The following is a 20,000-nucleotide window of genomic DNA, read 5'->3' as shown; positions in this document are numbered from 1 at the left end:
ATAGAGAAGGCTAGTAGTTTTGCGTATTGCATCTACAGCTTCTAACGATATAACTAACTCAAGTTGCATTGTGACATTGTCTATCTTTAAGCGCCTAAGCAACAGGTTTTCAGTGAAAAAGTATGACTACAGCAAATGTTATTCAAGATGCGAAATGCAACCTTTACCTAATGAGATTTATCAAGACATTGTTGATTTTCAATCCGATGTGAATAGACCTATAGACATTTCTATTTATCGGGAATTTAAAAAAGAAGCTGCATGAGTTCCTAACTAGATTTTTTTTTGTTCTTATTTTCTTTGATTCCACTTATCTATTAATAGGGTTTAAATTTCCTAACTTTACAAGTTTGTTTAATAAGGCTATTAATTTTTTTCCCTTGAGTTATCGAATGACTGTAGAGTAGAAAGAAAGAAGTAATTAAATTTTTATTGATGGATAGCTTGAAAGCCAAGTCTTTGGCTAATGAATTAAATGAATTAGCATGTAAAGGATGCACTGAAGGATGGCTAGAGAAACACGATGGACTATCAGATCCAATTCAAGATATTAATGAGTGCGGATCTCTTGGATTTATTACCCCTGAACGACAAGAGCGGTTAATTAATGAAGTTAAAGAGATTAAAGCTAAAAATTAAATAATATGGATAAAAAAAAAGGAAGTAGCCCGAGTAAATTTTCTGTTCCTCCTTTCGCTTCAGATGATGAGATATGGATTAAAATTCTTGAAGTTTTGACACCATCAGAACAGCTTGAGGCTAGCCGTTCAAAATCAGAGTTCAATGATCCATATATGGGTGGTAAAGAGATTATTGTTAAACGCTCTGATCAGTCTGACATAGCTGTTGCGTTACTTTCTGAAGTCACTGCTGATGGTGATGAATGGGCAATATATAGAGAACTTTGAAATGGATACTTATTCATTAATTGGATTGGCAACCATTGTATTATCTCTTTTTAGTTTGGTGTTGCTTTCTCATTTATTTAGAAATTTAATAAGAAAGCAAATAGATGGTCAAATGAAAGATATGATCCCGATAAAAGCTATTCGAGAAAGAATAGGAATAAGAATAAAATTGAGAAAAATGTGAGCTATTAAAATGATGATTAATCCCTTTTTCGCCACTACTTTTTGCGTAAAATATGATTCAGGTATACGTTTTTCTTATGCGTATAAGTTAGTAAGTAATACCGATAGAAAAAAATAAAAAGAAAGGATAGATTAACTCTAATTTTAGGAGACTTTTATGAATACGATTGATGCTAAGAAAATGTCTCAAGGACAAGTTGATCCAATTGATGATTATCTTGAGTGTGTAACATATTGTTCAATATCTAGTAGTGCGGAAGAGAACGATTGCCAAACTATATGTATGGAAAGGCATTTGAAAAGCTCATATTTTTAGACTGATACACCAAAAAATAAAAACCAGAGAAAATTACAGCTCTTTAATAATGAAATTAACTTTTGAAATCTCAATCTCAAATTAGAGACCTAAATACACTCTCTTATCTGGCGAGCAGTAATGCTCGAAAAATCTATGAATAATCCAGTACGAATAAGTATACATTCCGTTGATTTATACCAAATATTTTCATGTTTATAAATGACTTGAGCAGTTCTACCTAGTCATACTTGACTGTTGATGTGGTGAAAAGAGCAATAGTCTTGAGTAATTTTTTTTTAATCTAATTTTGATGTTGGGGTAATAACAAAAGGTTTAAATACTTATGAAGAAAACGGATATAATTGCCATCTTGAAATTAGATGATATCTAAAAATTTTGGCTCATCCCATATCTTGGTATTGGCTTATTGGCTTTTTTCTATGGATGGTTCACAACGTTTTGGTTCTTAATCGTAAAGTTAATATTGACAAAGAACGACAAATATCAAAGCGATTTAATGCAATCTCAAGGCTCTATCCAGAAGGTACGTACATTTCACATAGATAATAATCATTAGTTTATTTTAATTATCATCAGCCCTTTCTTGGTTGCCTTAATAATGGGGTGGTTTAGAAGTTTCTTCAGGGAAATATTCTTCAGTTTCATTTTCATATGCGTCACCTTTCTTTTTGAAGTATTCCTCTGATGGATCGTAACCATCGTTGTCTGGATTGTTTTTTCCTTTCATAGTTTAATATTTTTTCTTTGGCGAGATTACTGGATCTGTCAAAGTATGTTATCCAGCTATCCCATTACAGATAATTCCTGCTTTGGCCATAGAAATTAAAACAAAATGATGAAAGCTAGGAACGGCTTTGTCTAATGCTATGAGAAATATAAGCAATGACATTGATGTCATTGAAAGGTATTGCATCCAATGAATACCTGCTTTATCCAGTCCATTTTTGTCAAAACTTGTACTAGTCATTTTATTAAAGCTTTGGTCGGTGAACTTAACGCAAAAAATTATTTTTTGCTAGTTATTTCTTTTTTCTTGATTGATGCCTTTACAAAATTGATTAACTGCTCTGTGCTGAAAATTCAAAGTTTCTAATCACCTCTTCACCTTTTCTGAAGATCGTTTTAGCATATTCAGTCCATTTTCCCTGTCCCCAATACCGGAAGCAGCTAGTTTCTAATAGCAAAAGGTATAGGAGCGCTTCTTGATATTCATGGGTTTTCGTTAACGATTGATCTTGAACTAATAAATGGTCAAATGTTTCGTGGAAATAGCTACTAAGTTTTGTAATTGGTTCTAAAACATTTTTATATCCATCTTCCCAACTCAAGTCGTTAGTCCAGCTAGCTCCACTCAAAGAAAAGGATTGATCTTCCTCTTTTAATTTACTAATTGCTTGTTTAACCGAGGTGGGAGTTATTGGGCCTGAAATTTTTCCCCATATTTTGTCTTGATCGATTGCTTGTATCAATGGATAATTATCTTCATCTATATTTAAAGTCTCCAGGAAATCGAGGTATTCAGAACCATTCATAGCAATTGTGGGACTTTTATTCGTTTTTGGACCAATTCTTTTATGCGCTTGAATGAAAGCTTGAGGAAATTCGTTCATCATTACTCCGCCATTTTCTCCATCAGCAATTTGGGAAACTAGCGTGGGGATAATATCTTGACCTAATTTTTGTTTTTTTAGCCCTTTTGCCTCGTAATAAGGTTGCATTTGTCCAACAAGTTTTGTATCTGAACCTTGAGTTTTTATTAGTGAAAGAATAGAGATAATCTCTCCATTACTTCCTTGTGCTTTGAGCCTATTGGGAATATATTTCTGCTCGTCTCTAAGACTGGAGCCATCTAAATTTTGAACGCTATGTTCTTGAACCAATACCCAACGATATCCACATTCTTTGAGAGCTTTGATTAATTGATAAAGAACATCAGGTTGGTTTGGAAGATGCATCTCAGGAAGAGAGAATCCCTGCACTCGACGCAATGCATCTTCTCCGAATAATGATAAGAAATTGTGCTGCCAGGCTGTTATCTGTAATTTAAAGTCAGAGGGTGGAGTTGAAGAGGCTACAGCATGACTCCAAAAGGTTCCTAGCCATTCAACGTGCTGATGAACTGTCTTATCACACGTTAGCAGTCTTAAAGATGAAAGAATATCCTCTCGACCCATTTGCATGAATCCCCACAGAAGATTTCCTGAGTAATCAAGCATTATTTTGGGATCATATCCACCATCTATAAGTCTTGGAATGATTTCAGCTAGACGTTTGTAGCATTGAGCAAATGGTTCGGCATTGTGATTATCATCTTCTGAACTGTGTTCAAACATAAATTGCAAATGTGAAATTAGTTCCTCATTTCTACCTGCTGGAATTGTTGGTTGATGCATATGGAGGGCGCATGCAAACCCTGAGTTGGCATTCTTAAAATTTGACTTTTCATTGAATTGTTTTCTATCTCTTTTCTTGTTTGTTAATTTTTTAATTGTATATTCAAAACCACTTATCGGTGGTAGGTCTATATTATTCATATTTCGATTTTATATATTAAAGAAATCAATCTAAAAGTGAGGTTACTTAATTAATCGGAGTATATACAAATAAAAATATTTATCAAAGAAATAATTTGTTTTACAGTTCAATTCATCTGAACAATTTTCTTTCCAGGGTGTATTATCTATGAATTAAGAAAAGTATAAATATTTTAATTTTTCTATTAGTGCTAATAAACACTAATAGATTGCAACACAAAATTTATTTTTCCGGGTTTAAAGCCAGGATTCAATTCTCCAGGTCTACCGAATTTGGAATGTAGTAATTGAAATTGACTTATGGAGTCGGATTTGAACTTAAGTGGAAAAGAAATTTTTTTTGCAAGAACAGTTGGTTCAAGGCTTTCAAAAGGAACTTTAATAATTGTTGTCCCAAATCTTTTTGTTTCTATTTCTGCTACCCATCTGAGCCCACCAGGTGATTTATTTAAGAAGAATTCCCTTAGACCAAAAATTCCGTATTTACATGACACTCCAAATTTTAAAGTTCGACCTTTACCTTCAATTCTTAATTCAAAACCTTGATAATTGGATAAATTTAGAAGAGGTAAAAATGTTGGAGATATGCAACTGACAAACCCCCCTTTTTCCTCGACTACAACACCTTCCAGGGAGAGGCCTTTTGAAGATGCTCTACAAACTGCTTTACTTGAGCCTCCCATGACAGTGTCGTTCAATGAAAACCATTCATCAAAGTCAGTTGATGACAGGACTTTTGAAAGCTCCGGCATTTTTTATTAAAAAAATTTTTTTTAACTCTATAAAATTTTTTTTTGAATCATGAGTTTGAAAATGTAGACTCACCAGATAGTAAAAATCCCATACAACTCATTAGTGGATTCTTTTTGTCTTTATGTTGATTCTTTTATCACTCACAAGGCTTTTAGAGAAATTTATGATCTGAGATGATTCACTTTAGTTGGCTTGCAGCTGTATCCATTGTTGTAAATTGTTAGAGAGAAAGAAACTTGGAGATGATGGATTTATATAGTATTTAGCATCTCAAATGCCACTCATATTCGATAACTTACCAATGATTTGCCATTGTTTCTTGATCTCAATTTTTCTTTGATAAAATCAATTTTGTTTAGGAGATTTGATGAGGTTTTTCATGTTTTCCTCGTTATTTTTTTTATTCAAATACTTAATAGCTATAAATTAACGATAAAATTGCGAATGTATTTATTCCTATTAATATATGATGAAATGAATCAGAAGAACTTTTCTATATTTTTATTTAAATCTACCTTTGGTTGAAGTAGAACGAATTACAAAAATTACCAACATTATTTTTCTCAGCTTTAAGACCTGTTTTCTTTGCAATCAAACTGATCTTTGCCTTTTTTTCTTTTAGTGAGTAGTCATTCTGATTAAGGTACATTGTGTAGTATTCCCTGCATAAATTTGATAACTCTTTCTCTCTGGAAAATGGGATACGTGCTACAGCTATGACTATTAAAGCTAGAGCAATTGCTCCTGTAAAAGCTTTGTTGAGTGAGTTAGTCATTAGGTATGATTGTTATATTGTCTAGTATGCCGTCTGAAGTAAAAATCTGCGCTTTATAAGGGCACGACTTCAGCTTTAAAGAATTTTATCTACTGACTTTTTTATTTATAGTGCAGACTTGCCTTGACCAGATTTTATGAGGAAAAATGTTGGTAATCCTAGCAAAACGCCTACAGAGGTAATTAGTATAAGATTTATAGTGAATGAACTAACACCTAGTTCTGATGAGGCCAAAGCAAAAGTCATTAAATTGAAGTCGAATTAGTTATTTTTTAAGGCATATTTTCTAAAAAGCTCAAACTCTTAAAAGCTTGTAAGAATTATTTTCGCTTTACTCATATAATTTCAGATCGGAGTTGAGTTAAAATTTGACTCAATTTTTTGATGATTTATTGTCGCTTATAGAATTTGTTGACTTTTGCATGTTCTTTTTTAAGGCGGCTTTTTTTTCCTCAGCTTCTTTCTCTATTGCTTTTTTTGCGTCAGCTTCTTTTTCTGCGGCTATTTTTGCTGCTAATGCTACTGATTCTTCATGAGCTATTTTTGCATCGAGTTGACCAGTTGCTCTCATCCATTCATTAACACTTGCTTCTTTCCCAGCTGCTTCACATTCTTTTTTATATCTTAGAAATGGGAACCAATGATGGTTAGCTGTTTCAGGATTACTTGTATTAAAATTATTTTCGCTCATTTACTCGATTAAACTTCTATTATTATCTAATAATTTTTGTTCTAAGTTCCTTTGAAATTTACTAAAATTTAATTTATTTTTAATAATCACATTGTTGTGTAATGTTTTTTACTCATTGATGATTATATATTAATGATAGGGATAAGAATTATTTCTCAGAGTTAAATTGATTTTGAAATATGTATTATTTTTTAATTTAGCTGAATAAATATCCCATATGGATTCTTCCTTGGCATTAGCAATTATTTTGACATTTGTTGGGATAATTATTTTTATATTGATATCAAAAAATGATCTTGGCGTAACTGCTTTAAAGAAAGATCCTGAATCTCATACAACCCTTATCGGTTCCGTTGCTAAGAGTATTCCTGGTTCTGATATTTTAAACTCAGACTCAGTCTCCAATACAAAGGAGTCGACAGAAAATGCAATTCACAGCTAGCAAAGATGCTGATGAAGATTTGATTTGGTCTTTGATTTTAAAAAATCTGGGCGCTCCTCTCTCAAACGAGGTCTCACCGGCTACTTCTGCTTTCTTCAAAACGGAGGACGGCTTAGAATGTTCAGTTAGGAGAAGAAATGGAGATTTGATTGCACATTGTTATTCAGAATCAGATCGAATGGGGAAAAGACGTTGGACTATTGATCTAAAATAATTTTCAATAATTATAGGCGTTTTTATATTCTTAGCTCCTCAATGAGATTTCTTTGGAATTTTGAGCCAAGAATTGTATTGGCTGCCATAGCACCACTAGCGGCTACAGGTGGTATTCCGATTCCTGGAAATGTACTTGATCCGCATAATAATAGATTTTTTATAGGAGTTTTATTCCCTGGGAAAAGCCCTTCTGCTGCTGAGAGGGCTGGTCCATAACTTCCGTTTTTTGTATTTAAAAATCTTTGATGAGTAAGTGGTGTCCCTAGCATTTTTATTTCGATTCTTTCCTGAATATCAGGTATTAGTTTTTTTATCGGTTGCCAGAAGACTGAGCAGCGCTCCTCTTTTGTCTTTTCATATTCTTTGGTGCCTATTTCGAGATTTTCCCATTTCTCCCAAGGCTCATTAGCAGGCGTATATCCGTGAAGAATATGTTTGTTTGGAGGAGACATTGTTGGATCCAAAGCCGATGGAATAGAGAGAACTACTACATTTCTTTCGGCAGTAATACCTTTCGACCAATCATCAACCCATATTGAATGGAGTGGAATATTTTCTAGACCTTCTGCATTAAACCCAAGATGTAGATGAAGAAATGACTTACATTTTGGAGTCATAGACCTTTCCTCTCTCCATTTTTGAGATACTTCTTTTGGTATTAAATCAATGGTGTTCCAAATATCTGCATTGCTAACAATATGACCTGCAAATATTTTCTCGCCATTTTTTAACTCAACTCCGATTGCTTTGTTCCTTTTTATAATTATCTGACTTACTTTTGAATTAAGTCTAAGATTCCCTCCAAATGAATAAATTCCATTTACTAGAGCCTTAACTATTGATTCACTTCCTCCCTTCGGATATTCCAAGTAGGCATCTGGTTTAAACCAATCATCAAAAAGTGTTGACATCGCTGCTGCATTCGTTTCGTCTTTGGATAAACCGCTTATTAGAAAACAAAGTAATTCAACCCAATTTCGTAGGAAAGGATCTTCAAGATGTTTATCAACCAAATTCCCAAAAGCACCTCCTAGGTATTTAAAGGATTTCAAGTGGGTGAGGAGTGATTTACTGCGTTTTAACAGCTGAAAAACGGTTTCTTTGTTTTGATTTAGTGCTATTAGGGGAATTGCATTAGCTGCTGCACCAATTGGCTTAATCACTTCAAGAAAATGTTCCCATTCTTTAATGGCATCCTTTCCGCTAATTGAATTGATCTGATCAAGGAATCGTCTATCTCCAACTCCAATCGTGTATTCGCCTTCAGGAATTTGAACATTCCAATCCTGATATTTGATTAATTCAACTTTTTGATTAAGAGCTTTGAGGACTTGTCCTAATGGATTTGTAGTAGGCCAAGATCCTATTCCACTCCAAAGAGAGGGACCAGATTCAAATTTATAACCATTTTTCTCAAAGCCATGTGCGGCTCCTCCTGGCTTTGAATGAGCCTCAAGAATTAGGACTTTTTTGCCAGCTTTTGCTAGTAATCCTCCACAACATAATCCTCCTATACCACTCCCAATAACTATTACCTCTGGATTTTTCATTTATTTTTGTATTAGAGGGATTTTTCTTCTTTAGTGTTTCTACAACAAATTCTTCAGAACTGCTTCGATAAACTCAATATTCAAAAAAGAAATTTACTTAAATTTTTGTTTGGTCTAAAAGAGGGATTGATGGCCGGATGTAAACAAATAATGCTCCATGCATATCTCTAATGATTCTTAAATCCTCGTCAATATAGATCACTCTAATCTCACAACTTGGATTTTCTTTGTTCCATGGCAAAAGGTTCCATACTGTCTTTACTGGATACCACTTTTCCATAAGAATAGTATCTAAAAAAGGTATTTTCCCTAGTCCATCCACCTCTGATACTTTAGTTTTCTCTAACTCCATTGAAAGAATGTTGTCTGTTAGTTTAAGCCCCTTAGCCAGAGTTATGACTCGACCACCAAAAGTAGGCAAAAGCTTGAACCATCCAAGGATTGGGATCGTTGTGAGTCCAAATATTGTGGTATCAAATGTGGAGATCATTTCCCCTTTATTAAAGTTTAGATATTGACCGACTCTTCCTACTGTTGATAAACCAAATGATCCAACTTGTAAAAGATGAAGCTTGAAAAATAAATCGCTTTTTGTTTTGTCGTTTAAAGCCTTTTCAATGGCTAAAAAAAATGGTGAGCTTCTAAATAATTCAACTGATGAGAAAATAAGCTCCCATTCACCTTCAATAGAACTCTGAGTTATTTCATCTGATAGGGGCAGTAGATCTTCAACTAATTTATTAATCTCTATTAATTTATTTTTGTACATAGGAGCTATCATCGCGTTCATCCTTTGACCTCTATCTGTAGCTGCTGCTACCTGGTAAATAAGTGCCTTGAGATCGTTCCTGTTGTTCATTTTATTAAATTGGTTAAGTCGTTTTTATTCCCTTGACCTTAACTAAAAATCTTTTTTAAAGACCTTGAGTTTATATATATGTTTAACAAGAAATATTTGAGCATTTCTACTTGATTTGGCTTATAACATTCACATGATTACAACTAAAACCATACTTCTGACAATATTTGTTCCATTGGCGTGTCTTAAATTTTTTGGCTTCTATAAAAAAATACTCATTGTCTCAGAACCGTCTTTAAAGCAGATAAAAGCAAAATTAGAAAAAACATTCGCAATAGATAGCTAGTTTGATGGGTCTTATCTCTTTGTTTTGTGTTTTATGCCTTTAGTTGCGTATTTTTTAGAGAAAGGATAAACATTAATAACTTTTTGATAGTCATTTTAATCGTTAGTAAGACTTTATTGATCACTCTATTTATTCACACTATGACAAGCTTTTTATACCGCTTCTGCTTTTTTTAGAATATTTTTTTCATGTAAGTCCATCCTATGTAAATGCTATTTACATCTACATGTAAATAGATTGTTCGGTTTGGATACCCACAATGTGCTAGATGTTGTATATAGGTAATTCTTAAATTAATGTCTCAATTAAGTATCAAAGTTAGCGCTAAAGGTGAAGCCATGATCGCTACACTTCAAAAGGAAATTTTTAATCGAAGAAGAAAAAAAGTAACAGCATCACAAGTTGTTGAAACTCTTGTAGAGAGCGGTGCTAAGTCACAATCTGATAAGCGTTATGCTGCCTCTTGGAAAAACTTAATAAAGGATATAGAGAAAGCTGCTAAAGTTTCTGAGATCCATGGTAACAAGCCTGCAAATATAAGTGCTGATGAGTGGGCTTTGATTCTCTCTCACCGTACTCGTAAGACTAAGAATGCTAAGAAGGTATCAGCAAAACCCGTCGCTAAAAAGACAACTGTCAAAAAAACCGTAGCAAAAAAGACTGCTGTCAAGACAGTCTCAGCTAAGAAAGCAATCGCAAAGAAGGCTTTAATTAAAGCTTCGACAGCCAAGAGCGCTGCAAAAGCAAAAGTTAAGACTTCTAAAGTTAAAACAGCAGTTAAAAAAGTAGCTTCTGCTCAAGCCAAAAAAGCAACCTCAAGCGCTAACTCAGTTTCAAAGAGAGCATCTAAGGCTTTAGCAGGAAGACCTGCGAAGCGTGCAAGAAAAGTTAGTCTTAAAGCTGTAAAAGCTTAGTCAAAAAGCCAGATCCGTTAAAGCGGCTTTAAAAGTGCAATGCTTTTCTCTGGCTATTTTAGTAGATATGTCACTAGTATCCCAAGCCTATATTGCCTTTTGTGTAGCCTTGGCAGTAGTACTTGGCATGGTAGTAGTGATTAGTAATATCAGCTTTCTCTCCGTCTAGTCCATCGATTCTTTTCTTTCCTAATTTCAATTCTCTTGCAGCCTTTTCCCCTGTAATTAAATCAGCGCTTAGTCGTCCGCAAATATCATTCACTTTGAAGTCTTTCGCTGAAGGACCTCTGACATAGCCAGCAAAAAATGCCAGAAATAACCCAAGGGTTACAAACCTTCGGTGGTTTCTCCACCATTCATAACTATTGAGATTTAGTCTCTTTTGTAAATCAATGTTCATTTATATCAATAATAGATTTGTTCACCTTAGGCTTTAGTCCTTTCCTTTATTGATGAAGTTCTTGATAGGTAAATATTTTAGCTTGTTCACTTAGTTAATGAATTAACCCTATTCGCTTTTCAATTGATCATATTCACCAGTTACGATTGGATTATTGGCAAATGTATTTACGAATGCTTGAGAAAATTTCAAAAGATGATTGGCAATATTTTGTCCCCTTTTTGGCTTGCACTATTTGCTTCTTCGCAACAGATTTCTTAGGAATAATTGATAAGACTTCTATTGCTTATTGGTCTGGACGTTTGTTTTATGAGCCATACAGGATTATTACATCCCATTTTTTTCATGGTGACTTTAATCATTTATTGGCAAATATCTCTGGGATCATCGTTGCTAGATATTTTCTTAAATCTTTAAGCCTCCAAAGTGACTATTTCTTTTTGGCTTTTATTGTATTGATAATGCCTCTCCAAGCGTTCATTTGTTGGTGCGTTGATATTTTGGTTTATAGAAATCCTATGTCTCTAGCTATTGGTTTTAGTGGGGTTTTATTTGGTATCGACGCGTTTATTCTAATGACTACAATTTATGGAAAGAAAAAATTTGTTTACATTGGATGTGAGCTAAAGAAAGATCCAAGATTACTTAAATCTATTTCAGTACTCACAGGTATTGGAATTATTTGGTCATTCTTACCAGGGATTAGCATGTTAGGTCATATGTCTGGACTTTTAGCGGGATTTCTATTGTTTTGGCTCTAAGCAAACAATTGATTCGATGTTTTGCTTCTTAAGAAACACGTGATCATCTCAATGGTGAAAATTATAAACACAATTTTAATTGAGTAGCCTTCACTTTACTTGATAAACTTTTGATCTTCCATTGCATTTACGCACCGCCCATTCGATTGGAGATTTTAAACTTTCTTGTTCAACGCAAATAGTCTGATAATTAGCCCATTTAGCTATTGGCCCTAGCCTTATTGCAATTAGTGCAAGGCTAAACGCACATAAAAATGCACACAATAGCAATGCAATTCCAGTAAATAGATCATTAAACTTGAACTTCATTTCTGTCAGATTGAAGTTCTTATTTTTCTTTGTCTCACTCATAGAACTAATGTGGTGGAATAAACTGCCTCAATATTTAAAGTCTTTTATACTGTTACCTCTTTTATGGTGGCATAGAGAATAAAAGCTGAATGAATTTTATAGATCTATTTATTGATAGTTAACAGTTGGAAATTTTCTTAGGTTTCTTCATTTGTCTTTTCCCCATTAAACATCCTTTTCTCCCCGATCACGATGGTTAACCATCCAAGTGCTAGAAGCCCTCCAGCTTGATAGTCTCCTTTTAGAAAATCAAATAGAGCGAGGGTGCTTGCAGAAATAGCAAGAGTACGAACAGCAAACCTTGCAAAGGTAATTTTCTTTTTTTTAATAGGTTTATTCATATGCCCATTTTGCAGGGACTAACTTCGTAAAACAAATTTTGGTTGGATGAGTTATTGAAATTTATTCTTTTGAAAACATCTTGTTAATAGAATTAAATCTATCATTTCTTCTTTGTCGTAAGAAGATTGATCCTTTCCCCTCACACCGCTTCCCTCTGTTAAACCTTGTAGTTCTAGTTTCTTTCTAATCAACATTTTTCTTTCTGCACTTGAAAGATTTTTAAAACGTTTTTTCCTTTCTTCACGACTTTCACTATTGCTCATTGGATTTGTTTAATAATAATTTGTTTATTAATAATGAATTGATAATTGTTTTTACTAGATTAATTCATTAAATAATTGTTATCTAGAAGTGCATCAATGACTTTTGCTCCTCTGGATTTATTCCCAAGAGAAAGGGGATTAGCCTTATCAAGTATTGAAGCAAAGCAGGTGATCCAACTACTGCCTTCGCATACTTGAGCTGCCTCGCAAATGTGCTTTGGTGCTTTTTCTGTACAACCTTGAGTGCGAGAAAATTTAATAGATTCTAGTTGAGAATCAAGTTCTAATTCTAGTAATGATAGTTCTTCATTATTAATACCTTCACCAGCAGCGTAGCTTTCAAGCAAGATTTGATAGTTCATTATTTAATGAGTTTTCGTACTATTGAAAATTAAGATCGAAATAGTTTTTCTAAATCTTGCTTCGCTTTCTCCAATTCATTTAGTTTTTTTTGGTTTGTTTTTTGCCCCCATTTATCTACTTCTCCAGTTCGACCATTTTTAATTGTCATCCTTATCCACCAAAATTGAAGACTCAAGAAAACCAGAGCAAAAAAAATTAGTTCAAGAGTTCCTTGTTTCATCCCAAACTATTCTAATAAATCGAACCTTTTCTTATCGTTATACTCTTTTCTCATGTATTGATTACTCATTAGGATCAACTTCAGTGATTTTTAGATTTAAGCCAACGTAAAGGAGAATACCTCCAATAAGAGGGGTCCAAAGCCCCAATTGGTTTAAATCATGTGATTGCAGAAATTCCATTTATTCTTCATCTCTTCTAATGATGATTTGGTTTGTTTTATATTCAGATACTACCCTATTAGCTATTTCAACAATAAATGAATTTGGGCACCGTAAAGCCTCTTGTAACTCAGCTAATTCATCAGAAATAAACTCTATACTCCTTGCAATAACTGCTTGATGTTCTTCTTTTGGTTCCCATTCTTTAGTCATTAATTTTCTTGATAATGATCTGCTATTTCGTTAAGCATATTTGAAATATATTTTTTGTTGCAGTTGTTTGTTCTTTTATTTTTTCGAGTGCGACCTTGACTTGCATCCATGCACTGTCTATCACTTCAACTTCTTCATTTGTATGATGCCATTCTTTAGGCTTATTAAATATGAGTCAAACCAAACATGATCCCTTTTGAGATTGCCCATCCAATACCTAGACATATAAAAACTGTAAAAAGTGTTTTTAAAAGGTCCATATCCTTTTAATCCCTTCCAAATGCAGTTCTTAACGAACTTGAAAAATCGAATTGAACCCCATCATTAGATGATCCTAGGTTTTGAATTAGCTTTGAACTGGCAAATCTTGATTGGGTTGATGAATAAATTGATTGTGATTTTACTGCTGATGATTTTACTGCCGCTGTTTTCTTTGCTGTCGCTTTTGTGGCTGTAGCTGAGGTCATTAAAAAGATTGTATTTCTTATAACTTAGACAAACTGAGTTAAAAGGCGATAGTTGTTAACTTTTTACAATCTTAAAATCATCAACCAAGCAGGAATTGAGATGAGCGCGATGATCGTACTTAAGACAACAAGCGATGTGGCTTCCTCTTCATCTCTTGACGCTGCTTGGGATATTAGTAAGACAGATATTGCTGTTGGCGCAGCTGATTGAAGTACTAAAGCCTCTCGCATGACGTTGGGTAATCTGATCGCTGAGGAAATGATCAACATAATGACTGGCAATCCAACCAGTTTCATGATTAAAGCATTTTTTATGGATGTTATTTGGATTTTTATTCTTGAGAGATTTGCTTTTCTCAGCCAACTTAGACGCATTCCAACTATTACAAGTGCTAAAACAATTACAACCCTTGAAGGTATCCATAGTAAGGCTGTTATTTGTATATTCCATGGTGATGAATGAACAATTAATGCGCCAATCAGCCCTTTTACAGCTGGGCTTTTAAAGATTGCTTTTATGAAATTCTGCCAATATCTATTAGAACTTAAACCTTTTGAAGGGTCTGTTAGCAGTATTGGACCGATACTCCAAATTACCAATGTCGCACCAAGGTCAAAACCTATGCTGTAAATCAAAGCATGATTTGGAAGCAGTGCTAGTGAAACTGGTATTCCGAAATACCCAGTATTTCCGAATGCACTACCTAATTGAAGAGATCTGTTTGCTATTAAGTTGTTTATACCAGGAAGGCAATTTAATAGAGTCATTAAAAAGCCAATAGCTACCAGTGCCAAAGCGGCAGATTGTATCAAAGGGAATTCAAGGCCAGACTTAAGTAATATCCCCATCAAGCTGATTGGAATTCCATAGCTCATTAAAGGACGAGATATCGTTAGGGATAAATCTTTTTTAAATCGTCCTAGTAAATAGCCTATTAAAAGACATGGTATTAATTCAGCTAAAAGAAATATTATTTGCAACTGAGTAAAGCGAATATCATTTTGTTATGTTGAGTGATCAAGAGTATTTTATGATTAATTCGTTATCTTAACTTGAGTTTATCTTTGCAAGTACTTTTCAGGTTATGGATATCTGGTGCTCTTCACTGATTGAGAAAATTTTAATTCGTCGTTAGCTTATTTCTCCTTGTAAATACTTTTTTCTGAACAACCTAATGTTTCTCCAAAAAGAATATCTGTGCACATGGCATTACATAAAAGATAAACGACCCAACTGGTAACAGGGACTCCAATTAAATAACTAAATGGGTGCTTTACTTTGATGAATCCAACAATGGCAACGATTAGAACAACAATTAAGTTGATGATTCGTTTGAGGGTTTTTCTTGGTATCTGCATCAGCTATTTCTAGCAGAAAGTTTTCTTATTTATCTAGTTTTTACAACAACTGTTAGTCAGTTTTGTTTTGTTTGGGTATCGTTTGCCCATATTTAAGATTTTAGATGTCTTCTATTGTCACCTCAGTTTTTACTTTTAAGGTTGAAAGCACCTTTGATGAGTGGGCTGCAATCTTTGACAGCAAAGAAGCAACCAGAAGGCATAGAGAATTTAATATTCAGCCTTTGTACAGAGGGTGTAGTGATGATGACCCTCAAAAAATAATTGTTATACATCAGCACCCAGAGGGGAATATTGAGAAATTTATAGAAGCCAATGGAGACTGGATGGCGAGCCACAGAGTCGATCTATCTACAATGGAGAAGTCTTCTTGGACATGGACCGACAACAGTAGTGTTCAGTTTAAAGCTGCTTAATCAAACACGGGCCGTGTACTTATCGAATCGCCATAGATCAAATACCAGATTTTTACTATTTCTAGCCATTTAAGCTGTTTAAAGTAGTGCATATCTAGACTTTAATGGTTACACTTATTGATTAATTATGTCTCTACCAAAAAGAAATGTTTTTGTGTAGAGATCTGAGTTGTTAAAAGATTGAAATTGAATCAGATAATTCCATGGGTATTGAGATTATTCCTATGAATAAAATTAGGATTGGTAGATTCCATAATATAATGAGTTGAATAAACTTAAATTTGGTGAATTTAAACATAGTTAGTAATCAGTTCGTTTGAGTCCCCATAAATTCCCTTGGTCGGTGGCTTTAACAATCGCTTTGTAAATATCTAAAGTCATAACTTTAATTAATTGAATAATTTTTTTAAAGTTACCTTTTTACTTAATGTCTGTATGTAGGGAGAAATACCAAATCTATAAAGTATAATTTATTAATGTAATTAGATTTTCTAATAATTGAATGTTTAGGTGCTTTGTTATTTTCAAGTCTTTTACAATTTATACAATTTGAAAAAATGGAATTTAGTAAAAATTTGGTTGTGACAATAGTCATCAAGAATTTAGTTCTGATATTATTTGACATCTAATTGTTCAAAAGCATTATGTCTTTTTATATTCGGTTTCCTATCCCAAATTGTTCGGTAGATTTCTTTCAGAACTATTTCGTTGTTTTTAGGATGTGAATAGTTGATATTTAAAAAATTGTCTTCAAGACCAATTACATCCTGCAAAAGATACGCTGTTAGCTACCGTGATTTAGCTAACAAAAGACATGAGTTAGGGTTTTATGCTATTGATGCTTTTGAAGCTAGGCAGTTAGCTATTGAGTTCAATCAATTTGTTCGAGAGCATCCAAATTCTATAGATAGGATTTCTCTAAGAAATAAAGTTATCGCCTGATGTCATTACGTCTGTGTAACATTTGAAAATTAATATGTGTACAGAGATATTGGTTTTTAAAAAAATAATCTTAAAATAATTTGCAGAACAAATTATCTGAGGATATTTCATTGCTGATAACTTATTTATCTTTTACCCATAAAGCAAGTCCTCCACCCTTTCCCCTTGCTGACAACCATTTACCATTTGGGTCAATAGCTATTAGTGCAAAAAATGGTCTTTTCTTCTGATCCGGTTCCGGTAGGGAACTCTTAAAAATAGTTAATGAAGCTATTTTTATTTGAATCCAATCAAAGGAAAAGGGTAGTAATGGTTGCTTCCTTTGTAAATTTGCGTAGCCACTGAATCTCAGAGTTAGTAATCCAAATTTAATTGCGTTGGCGATAGTAAATTTCTCTTCTTCTGGATTCTGTGTATCTTTCTTCAACTCTAGACTGGCTGAAAGAACCTGTAGCAAAGTGCTTGAAATCGTATCTTCTGTATCTGATCCCTGTTTCCATACTGAATTAAATTTCCATAGTCCTAATAGAGAGTCAAATTCAATGCCACTCCCATCTACTCTTGCGCTTTTTTCTAATTCTTTAAGTTTGTCTAGAGAAGGAAGATCCATTTTATTTTCGTCCATCACAATTGATTTTGTATGACTAATCTTAATCAGATATCTGACGTCTAGTGGTTTTAGGCTTTATTAATTTTTTAGCCATGAGTAGTTTTGAGTTAATTATTACTTTAATTGTACATTTATTTATTCATGAGCTTTCTTTCAATATCTAATTTTAATTATGTATCTTATGAGACTTTTAAATATTTAGGTCATAATTAGAAATCAATAGGAGAGTGAGTCCCTAGTTTTGGATAATGAATTTAAACCAAGTACATCACTCTTAACAGTAGGACTAAATTTATTTATGCTTATTTTTTTGCTTTTAGCTATTTAGTTCATAATATTTAAGCTATGGACGGTGCTTACGCTTTTTGTTTGAATGGAGTGTTAATTAACTTCCCAAATGACTACCTTTAGAGAAAAAATTAATTCACATCTCCCGATAGTGCTTCAGTTGTTAAGCACTGCATCCTTGGTTGTGATCGCTCTGTCTGCTATTTGTGGATCTCAATCATTGAAGAAATTGTCTTCTGCCCATGAAATGCCTAGCTCGGCAGAACTGCATCACGATCATTAAAGTCCTGATCTTATAAAATGTATATAAGGGCTTGTATAAGCCCTTTTTTGTCTTGATTTTATAGGAAGGATAATTGGTCGGCATTAGGTTTGTTTATTGGCTCGGCTGCCCATTCTTCTGGATCCCATTTAGTCATTAGCGGTTTTAAAACTTTAAGGTCTTGAGCATTTTTAACTGAAGAGATCCATTCTTCTTCTAGCCCATTTGGAATAACAACGGGCATACGGTTATGAAATTGTTTGACTAAATCATTTGGTTCGGTCGTTAGCACACAACAGCTCTCTAGTTCACATCCTTCTTTAGACATCCATCGATTCCAGAGTCCTCCTAACCAGAAAGTTTGAGAATCCTTTCTACCTATTAGGTGACCTTTTTCTAGAAAACCACTGGCTGGTATCAAACATCTCTTATGCCTCCAGCTTGCACGGAAAAGTTTCTTCTCTTCAACACTTTCTGATCTCGCGTTAAATGGCTTTGGCCTTGTCTTGTCAAAAGGGTCTTTACTCCACTCAGATATAAACCCCCATAGCATTATGGATGTTTGTGTCTTGCCTTCATTCTTAAGAACAAGAATTGGAGAACCTGGTTTGATTAATATTTGTGGTTCATAATTTTGCCTCAATCCCCTTGGAACATCTTTTTTTAAAAGATCTGGTAAATTTATAAATTTTGTTAATAGCTGATATCTTCCGCACATCCCATTAATCCTTCAGAGGCTTTTTGATCAGAATCATTTTTAAAACTATTAGCGTTCTTAAAATAATGGCAAAGTTCCTTGTGTAATTTCTTTTTTACTTGAATTTCCTGAAAATAGTATTTTCGAATATTGATCTGCATAGGCGCAGTTCTTGCATGAAGGATTTGATTCCGGAATCTCTGATTGATTCATTAGTGTGATCATTTCATCTAGTCGACTTTCTATCCAATCATTGCTCCATTTGTAGGGAACAAGATATTCATCAAAACGCATGGTCTTATTAAATTCATCTTCATCCCTTTTTGCATTGCAAACTAGAAAATAAGATATTGGATGAACACTAAAACCCATCCCCGAGAGTAAGTAAGCATAAAAGTCCATTTGAATTTTATAGGCCTCATGAAAAGGATCCTCTAAATAATCTTTCTTATCAACTCGTCCGTTTTTTGCTTGTGATTTGTAATCCACAATTATTAGTTGTCTTGTAATAGTGTCTTGCCAAATATCGTCTACACCTCCAGTCAAAATTATTCCGGTATCCTTGTAACGATGCATTAGTCCCCGATGAAGAGAGTTTCGCCAGTTATCCATTTCAGGATGATCAAATGGAACAACATGAGATAGTCCATTAGATGCAAATATTCTGTGTGGAACCTGCTTTTGCCTGCAATCGTCAAATTCTTTTTTTAGTAATAGGTCAGTGGTTTCATTAAGAGTCCAACCTGGAGTCCCAGGAGGATCAAGACCTCTTACCCTATCGAGATAAAAGCACCTTTGACACGTTAGAAAATTTGAGAAACGACCTCTACTAATTTTGAAATCTTCTTTTTGATTTGGCTTATATAGAGAAGACTTACGACTTCGTAGGCCTGTGGCTTCAATTGGTTCTTTTTTGCTATTTCTTTTGAGATCAATCATTTTGTGTAATCACATAAAGATTTCAATTGGATTTATTCGATAGATTTAATTTCTTTATCCCAATTGTTTTTTTCCTATCAATTAAAAAATTTAGAACCTTTTTACTTAATTGAGAAGGATTTTTCAATTAATCGTTTTTAAACTTTTATAAGCTACTTTTCGAAGATTTAGGTAAGTACATATTTTTATAGCTCGCAAATTCATTCAAATAACAAAAGTTTTCCACAGATCATATGTGCTTAATATTGACGATATCCCTCTATAAAAGGTTTTCCAATAAAAAAGACCCTAGGTATGGTGTCCTACGGGTCTGGGTGATGGGGATACTATTTCTAACCCTATTTCCCATATAAATCAACCCCCCCCCTACAGATGGTGTGCATTTAAGTCTGAGATAAAACATATGGTGCTTTAATGTTGCCTAATCTGATTGATTTGATTATTATTTTTGAAAAGCTGGGTGATGGGGATCCTTCAGCAGTTTATTTTGCCCTCATCAGATGAGGGCTTTTTTATG

Annotated in this window: 32 protein-coding genes; 11 read left to right on the top strand and 21 right to left on the bottom strand. The window is 33.8% G+C overall.

The features are described 5' to 3' along the window. Positions 1-435 precede the first annotated feature (435 nt). The 4 genes from AC6EI0_RS02625 (at position 436) to AC6EI0_RS02610 (ending at position 1,407) form a co-directional block, all read left to right on the top strand. Positions 436-639, top strand: a complete 204-nt coding sequence (locus AC6EI0_RS02625; RefSeq protein WP_413390719.1) for a hypothetical protein — start codon at positions 436-438, stop codon at positions 637-639. A gap of 5 nt (positions 640-644) precedes the next feature. After that, positions 645-908: a hypothetical protein gene (locus AC6EI0_RS02620; protein WP_269624959.1), complete on the top strand. Its 264-nt coding sequence runs from the start codon at positions 645-647 to the stop codon at positions 906-908. A gap of 1 nt (position 909) precedes the next feature. Continuing rightward, positions 910-1,092 (top strand): hypothetical protein, encoded by a 183-nt coding sequence (locus AC6EI0_RS02615; protein WP_498522930.1) that lies wholly within the window; start codon positions 910-912, stop codon positions 1,090-1,092. Positions 1,093-1,248: 156 nt separating this feature from the next. After that, on the top strand, positions 1,249-1,407 hold the full coding sequence (locus AC6EI0_RS02610; RefSeq protein ID WP_498522929.1) for a DUF8642 family protein: 159 nt from the start codon (positions 1,249-1,251) through the stop codon (positions 1,405-1,407). Between the two features lie 595 nt (positions 1,408-2,002). Here AC6EI0_RS02610 and AC6EI0_RS02605 read toward each other — a convergent pair. The 6 genes from AC6EI0_RS02605 to AC6EI0_RS02580 all read right to left on the bottom strand — a co-directional run bounded on the left by AC6EI0_RS02605 (position 2,003) and on the right by AC6EI0_RS02580 (position 6,163). Then, complete coding sequence (locus tag AC6EI0_RS02605) at positions 2,003-2,137, bottom strand: hypothetical protein (protein WP_498522928.1); 135 nt, start codon at positions 2,135-2,137, stop codon at positions 2,003-2,005. Positions 2,138-2,185: 48 nt separating this feature from the next. Further along, a complete protein-coding gene (locus AC6EI0_RS02600; protein ID WP_413677972.1) occupies positions 2,186-2,377 on the bottom strand; it encodes a hypothetical protein in 192 nt (63 codons plus the stop codon). Positions 2,378-2,468: 91 nt separating this feature from the next. Beyond that, on the bottom strand, positions 2,469-3,944 hold the full coding sequence (locus AC6EI0_RS02595; protein ID WP_498522927.1) for a polysaccharide deacetylase family protein: 1,476 nt from the start codon (positions 3,942-3,944) through the stop codon (positions 2,469-2,471). 191 nt (positions 3,945-4,135) lie between these two features. Beyond that, on the bottom strand, positions 4,136-4,696 hold the full coding sequence (locus AC6EI0_RS02590; RefSeq protein ID WP_498522926.1) for a CIA30 family protein: 561 nt from the start codon (positions 4,694-4,696) through the stop codon (positions 4,136-4,138). A 512-nt stretch (positions 4,697-5,208) separates the two neighbouring features. Next, positions 5,209-5,472 carry a hypothetical protein gene (locus AC6EI0_RS02585; protein WP_498522925.1) on the bottom strand — a complete coding sequence of 88 codons (264 nt, stop codon included), beginning with the start codon at positions 5,470-5,472 and terminating at the stop codon, positions 5,209-5,211. Positions 5,473-5,845: 373 nt separating this feature from the next. Continuing rightward, a complete protein-coding gene (locus tag AC6EI0_RS02580; protein ID WP_498522924.1) occupies positions 5,846-6,163 on the bottom strand; it encodes a hypothetical protein in 318 nt (105 codons plus the stop codon). Positions 6,164-6,380: 217 nt separating this feature from the next. Between AC6EI0_RS02580 and AC6EI0_RS02575 the strand changes: the two genes are divergently transcribed. Both AC6EI0_RS02575 and AC6EI0_RS02570 read left to right on the top strand, forming a co-directional pair. Next, positions 6,381-6,605 (top strand): hypothetical protein, encoded by a 225-nt coding sequence (locus AC6EI0_RS02575; protein ID WP_498522923.1) that lies wholly within the window; start codon positions 6,381-6,383, stop codon positions 6,603-6,605. Beyond that, positions 6,589-6,819: a hypothetical protein gene (locus AC6EI0_RS02570; RefSeq protein ID WP_498522922.1), complete on the top strand. Its 231-nt coding sequence runs from the start codon at positions 6,589-6,591 to the stop codon at positions 6,817-6,819. The genes AC6EI0_RS02575 and AC6EI0_RS02570 overlap by 17 nt, the downstream gene beginning before the upstream one ends. 22 nt (positions 6,820-6,841) lie before the next feature. Here the strand turns inward: AC6EI0_RS02570 and AC6EI0_RS02565 are convergent, their stop codons facing one another. Together AC6EI0_RS02565 and AC6EI0_RS02560 are read right to left on the bottom strand one after the other, a co-directional pair. Next, positions 6,842-8,371 (bottom strand): phytoene desaturase family protein, encoded by a 1,530-nt coding sequence (locus AC6EI0_RS02565; protein ID WP_498522921.1) that lies wholly within the window; start codon positions 8,369-8,371, stop codon positions 6,842-6,844. Positions 8,372-8,468: 97 nt separating this feature from the next. Next, positions 8,469-9,230: a PAP/fibrillin family protein gene (locus AC6EI0_RS02560; protein WP_498522920.1), complete on the bottom strand. Its 762-nt coding sequence runs from the start codon at positions 9,228-9,230 to the stop codon at positions 8,469-8,471. A 582-nt stretch (positions 9,231-9,812) separates the two neighbouring features. On the opposite strand from AC6EI0_RS02560, the gene AC6EI0_RS02555 reads away from it, so the two are divergent. Next, on the top strand, positions 9,813-10,430 hold the full coding sequence (locus AC6EI0_RS02555; protein WP_498522919.1) for a hypothetical protein: 618 nt from the start codon (positions 9,813-9,815) through the stop codon (positions 10,428-10,430). 73 nt (positions 10,431-10,503) lie between these two features. Here AC6EI0_RS02555 and AC6EI0_RS02550 read toward each other — a convergent pair whose 3' ends face one another. After that, the gene (locus tag AC6EI0_RS02550) at positions 10,504-10,830 is read right to left on the bottom strand and encodes a hypothetical protein (protein ID WP_498522918.1); all 327 of its coding nucleotides are present in this window, start codon (positions 10,828-10,830) and stop codon (positions 10,504-10,506) included. Between the two features lie 173 nt (positions 10,831-11,003). Between AC6EI0_RS02550 and AC6EI0_RS02545 the strand changes: the two genes are divergently transcribed. Further along, on the top strand, positions 11,004-11,591 hold the full coding sequence (locus AC6EI0_RS02545; RefSeq protein WP_498522917.1) for a rhomboid family intramembrane serine protease: 588 nt from the start codon (positions 11,004-11,006) through the stop codon (positions 11,589-11,591). A gap of 90 nt (positions 11,592-11,681) precedes the next feature. Here AC6EI0_RS02545 and AC6EI0_RS02540 read toward each other — a convergent pair whose 3' ends face one another. The 9 genes from AC6EI0_RS02540 to AC6EI0_RS02500 all read right to left on the bottom strand — a co-directional run bounded on the left by AC6EI0_RS02540 (position 11,682) and on the right by AC6EI0_RS02500 (position 15,329). Then, positions 11,682-11,942 (bottom strand): hypothetical protein, encoded by a 261-nt coding sequence (locus AC6EI0_RS02540; RefSeq protein ID WP_269613056.1) that lies wholly within the window; start codon positions 11,940-11,942, stop codon positions 11,682-11,684. 137 nt (positions 11,943-12,079) lie between these two features. Beyond that, positions 12,080-12,283 (bottom strand): hypothetical protein, encoded by a 204-nt coding sequence (locus AC6EI0_RS02535; RefSeq protein ID WP_269605866.1) that lies wholly within the window; start codon positions 12,281-12,283, stop codon positions 12,080-12,082. A gap of 51 nt (positions 12,284-12,334) precedes the next feature. Continuing rightward, the gene (locus AC6EI0_RS02530; RefSeq protein WP_413390691.1) at positions 12,335-12,547 is read right to left on the bottom strand and encodes a hypothetical protein; all 213 of its coding nucleotides are present in this window, start codon (positions 12,545-12,547) and stop codon (positions 12,335-12,337) included. Positions 12,548-12,606: 59 nt separating this feature from the next. Further along, positions 12,607-12,909, bottom strand: a complete 303-nt coding sequence (locus tag AC6EI0_RS02525) for a hypothetical protein (protein WP_498522916.1) — start codon at positions 12,907-12,909, stop codon at positions 12,607-12,609. Between the two features lie 29 nt (positions 12,910-12,938). Beyond that, positions 12,939-13,130: a DUF8681 family protein gene (locus AC6EI0_RS02520; RefSeq protein ID WP_498522915.1), complete on the bottom strand. Its 192-nt coding sequence runs from the start codon at positions 13,128-13,130 to the stop codon at positions 12,939-12,941. Between the two features lie 181 nt (positions 13,131-13,311). Continuing rightward, complete coding sequence (locus AC6EI0_RS02515; protein WP_498522914.1) at positions 13,312-13,503, bottom strand: hypothetical protein; 192 nt, start codon at positions 13,501-13,503, stop codon at positions 13,312-13,314. Positions 13,504-13,769: 266 nt separating this feature from the next. Next, positions 13,770-13,970, bottom strand: coding sequence for a hypothetical protein (locus AC6EI0_RS02510; RefSeq protein WP_413677957.1), 201 nt, complete (start codon positions 13,968-13,970; stop codon positions 13,770-13,772). A 63-nt stretch (positions 13,971-14,033) separates the two neighbouring features. Continuing rightward, positions 14,034-14,951: an AEC family transporter gene (locus tag AC6EI0_RS02505; protein ID WP_498522913.1), complete on the bottom strand. Its 918-nt coding sequence runs from the start codon at positions 14,949-14,951 to the stop codon at positions 14,034-14,036. A gap of 156 nt (positions 14,952-15,107) precedes the next feature. Then, a complete protein-coding gene (locus tag AC6EI0_RS02500) occupies positions 15,108-15,329 on the bottom strand; it encodes a hypothetical protein (protein WP_269605856.1) in 222 nt (73 codons plus the stop codon). A gap of 104 nt (positions 15,330-15,433) precedes the next feature. Between AC6EI0_RS02500 and AC6EI0_RS02495 the strand changes: the two genes are divergently transcribed. Further along, on the top strand, positions 15,434-15,745 hold the full coding sequence (locus AC6EI0_RS02495) for a DUF3764 family protein (protein WP_498522912.1): 312 nt from the start codon (positions 15,434-15,436) through the stop codon (positions 15,743-15,745). Between the two features lie 744 nt (positions 15,746-16,489). Next, the gene (locus tag AC6EI0_RS02490) at positions 16,490-16,687 is read left to right on the top strand and encodes a DUF8647 family protein (protein WP_498522911.1); all 198 of its coding nucleotides are present in this window, start codon (positions 16,490-16,492) and stop codon (positions 16,685-16,687) included. A gap of 121 nt (positions 16,688-16,808) precedes the next feature. Here AC6EI0_RS02490 and AC6EI0_RS02485 read toward each other — a convergent pair whose 3' ends face one another. Continuing rightward, positions 16,809-17,312 carry a hypothetical protein gene (locus AC6EI0_RS02485; RefSeq protein ID WP_498522910.1) on the bottom strand — a complete coding sequence of 168 codons (504 nt, stop codon included), beginning with the start codon at positions 17,310-17,312 and terminating at the stop codon, positions 16,809-16,811. Positions 17,313-17,694: 382 nt separating this feature from the next. Between AC6EI0_RS02485 and AC6EI0_RS02480 the strand changes: the two genes are divergently transcribed. After that, positions 17,695-17,868, top strand: a complete 174-nt coding sequence (locus AC6EI0_RS02480; RefSeq protein WP_498522909.1) for a hypothetical protein — start codon at positions 17,695-17,697, stop codon at positions 17,866-17,868. Between the two features lie 58 nt (positions 17,869-17,926). Here the strand turns inward: AC6EI0_RS02480 and AC6EI0_RS02475 are convergent, their stop codons facing one another. Beyond that, positions 17,927-18,565, bottom strand: coding sequence for an SOS response-associated peptidase (locus AC6EI0_RS02475; RefSeq protein WP_498522908.1), 639 nt, complete (start codon positions 18,563-18,565; stop codon positions 17,927-17,929). A 57-nt stretch (positions 18,566-18,622) separates the two neighbouring features. Further along, on the bottom strand, positions 18,623-19,483 hold the full coding sequence (locus AC6EI0_RS02470) for a PD-(D/E)XK nuclease family protein (protein WP_498522907.1): 861 nt from the start codon (positions 19,481-19,483) through the stop codon (positions 18,623-18,625). Positions 19,484-20,000 lie beyond the last annotated feature (517 nt).

The sequence above is a fragment of the Prochlorococcus sp. G5PB11 genome (assembly GCF_059772425.1).
This window is presented reverse-complemented; position numbering and strand designations above follow the sequence as displayed.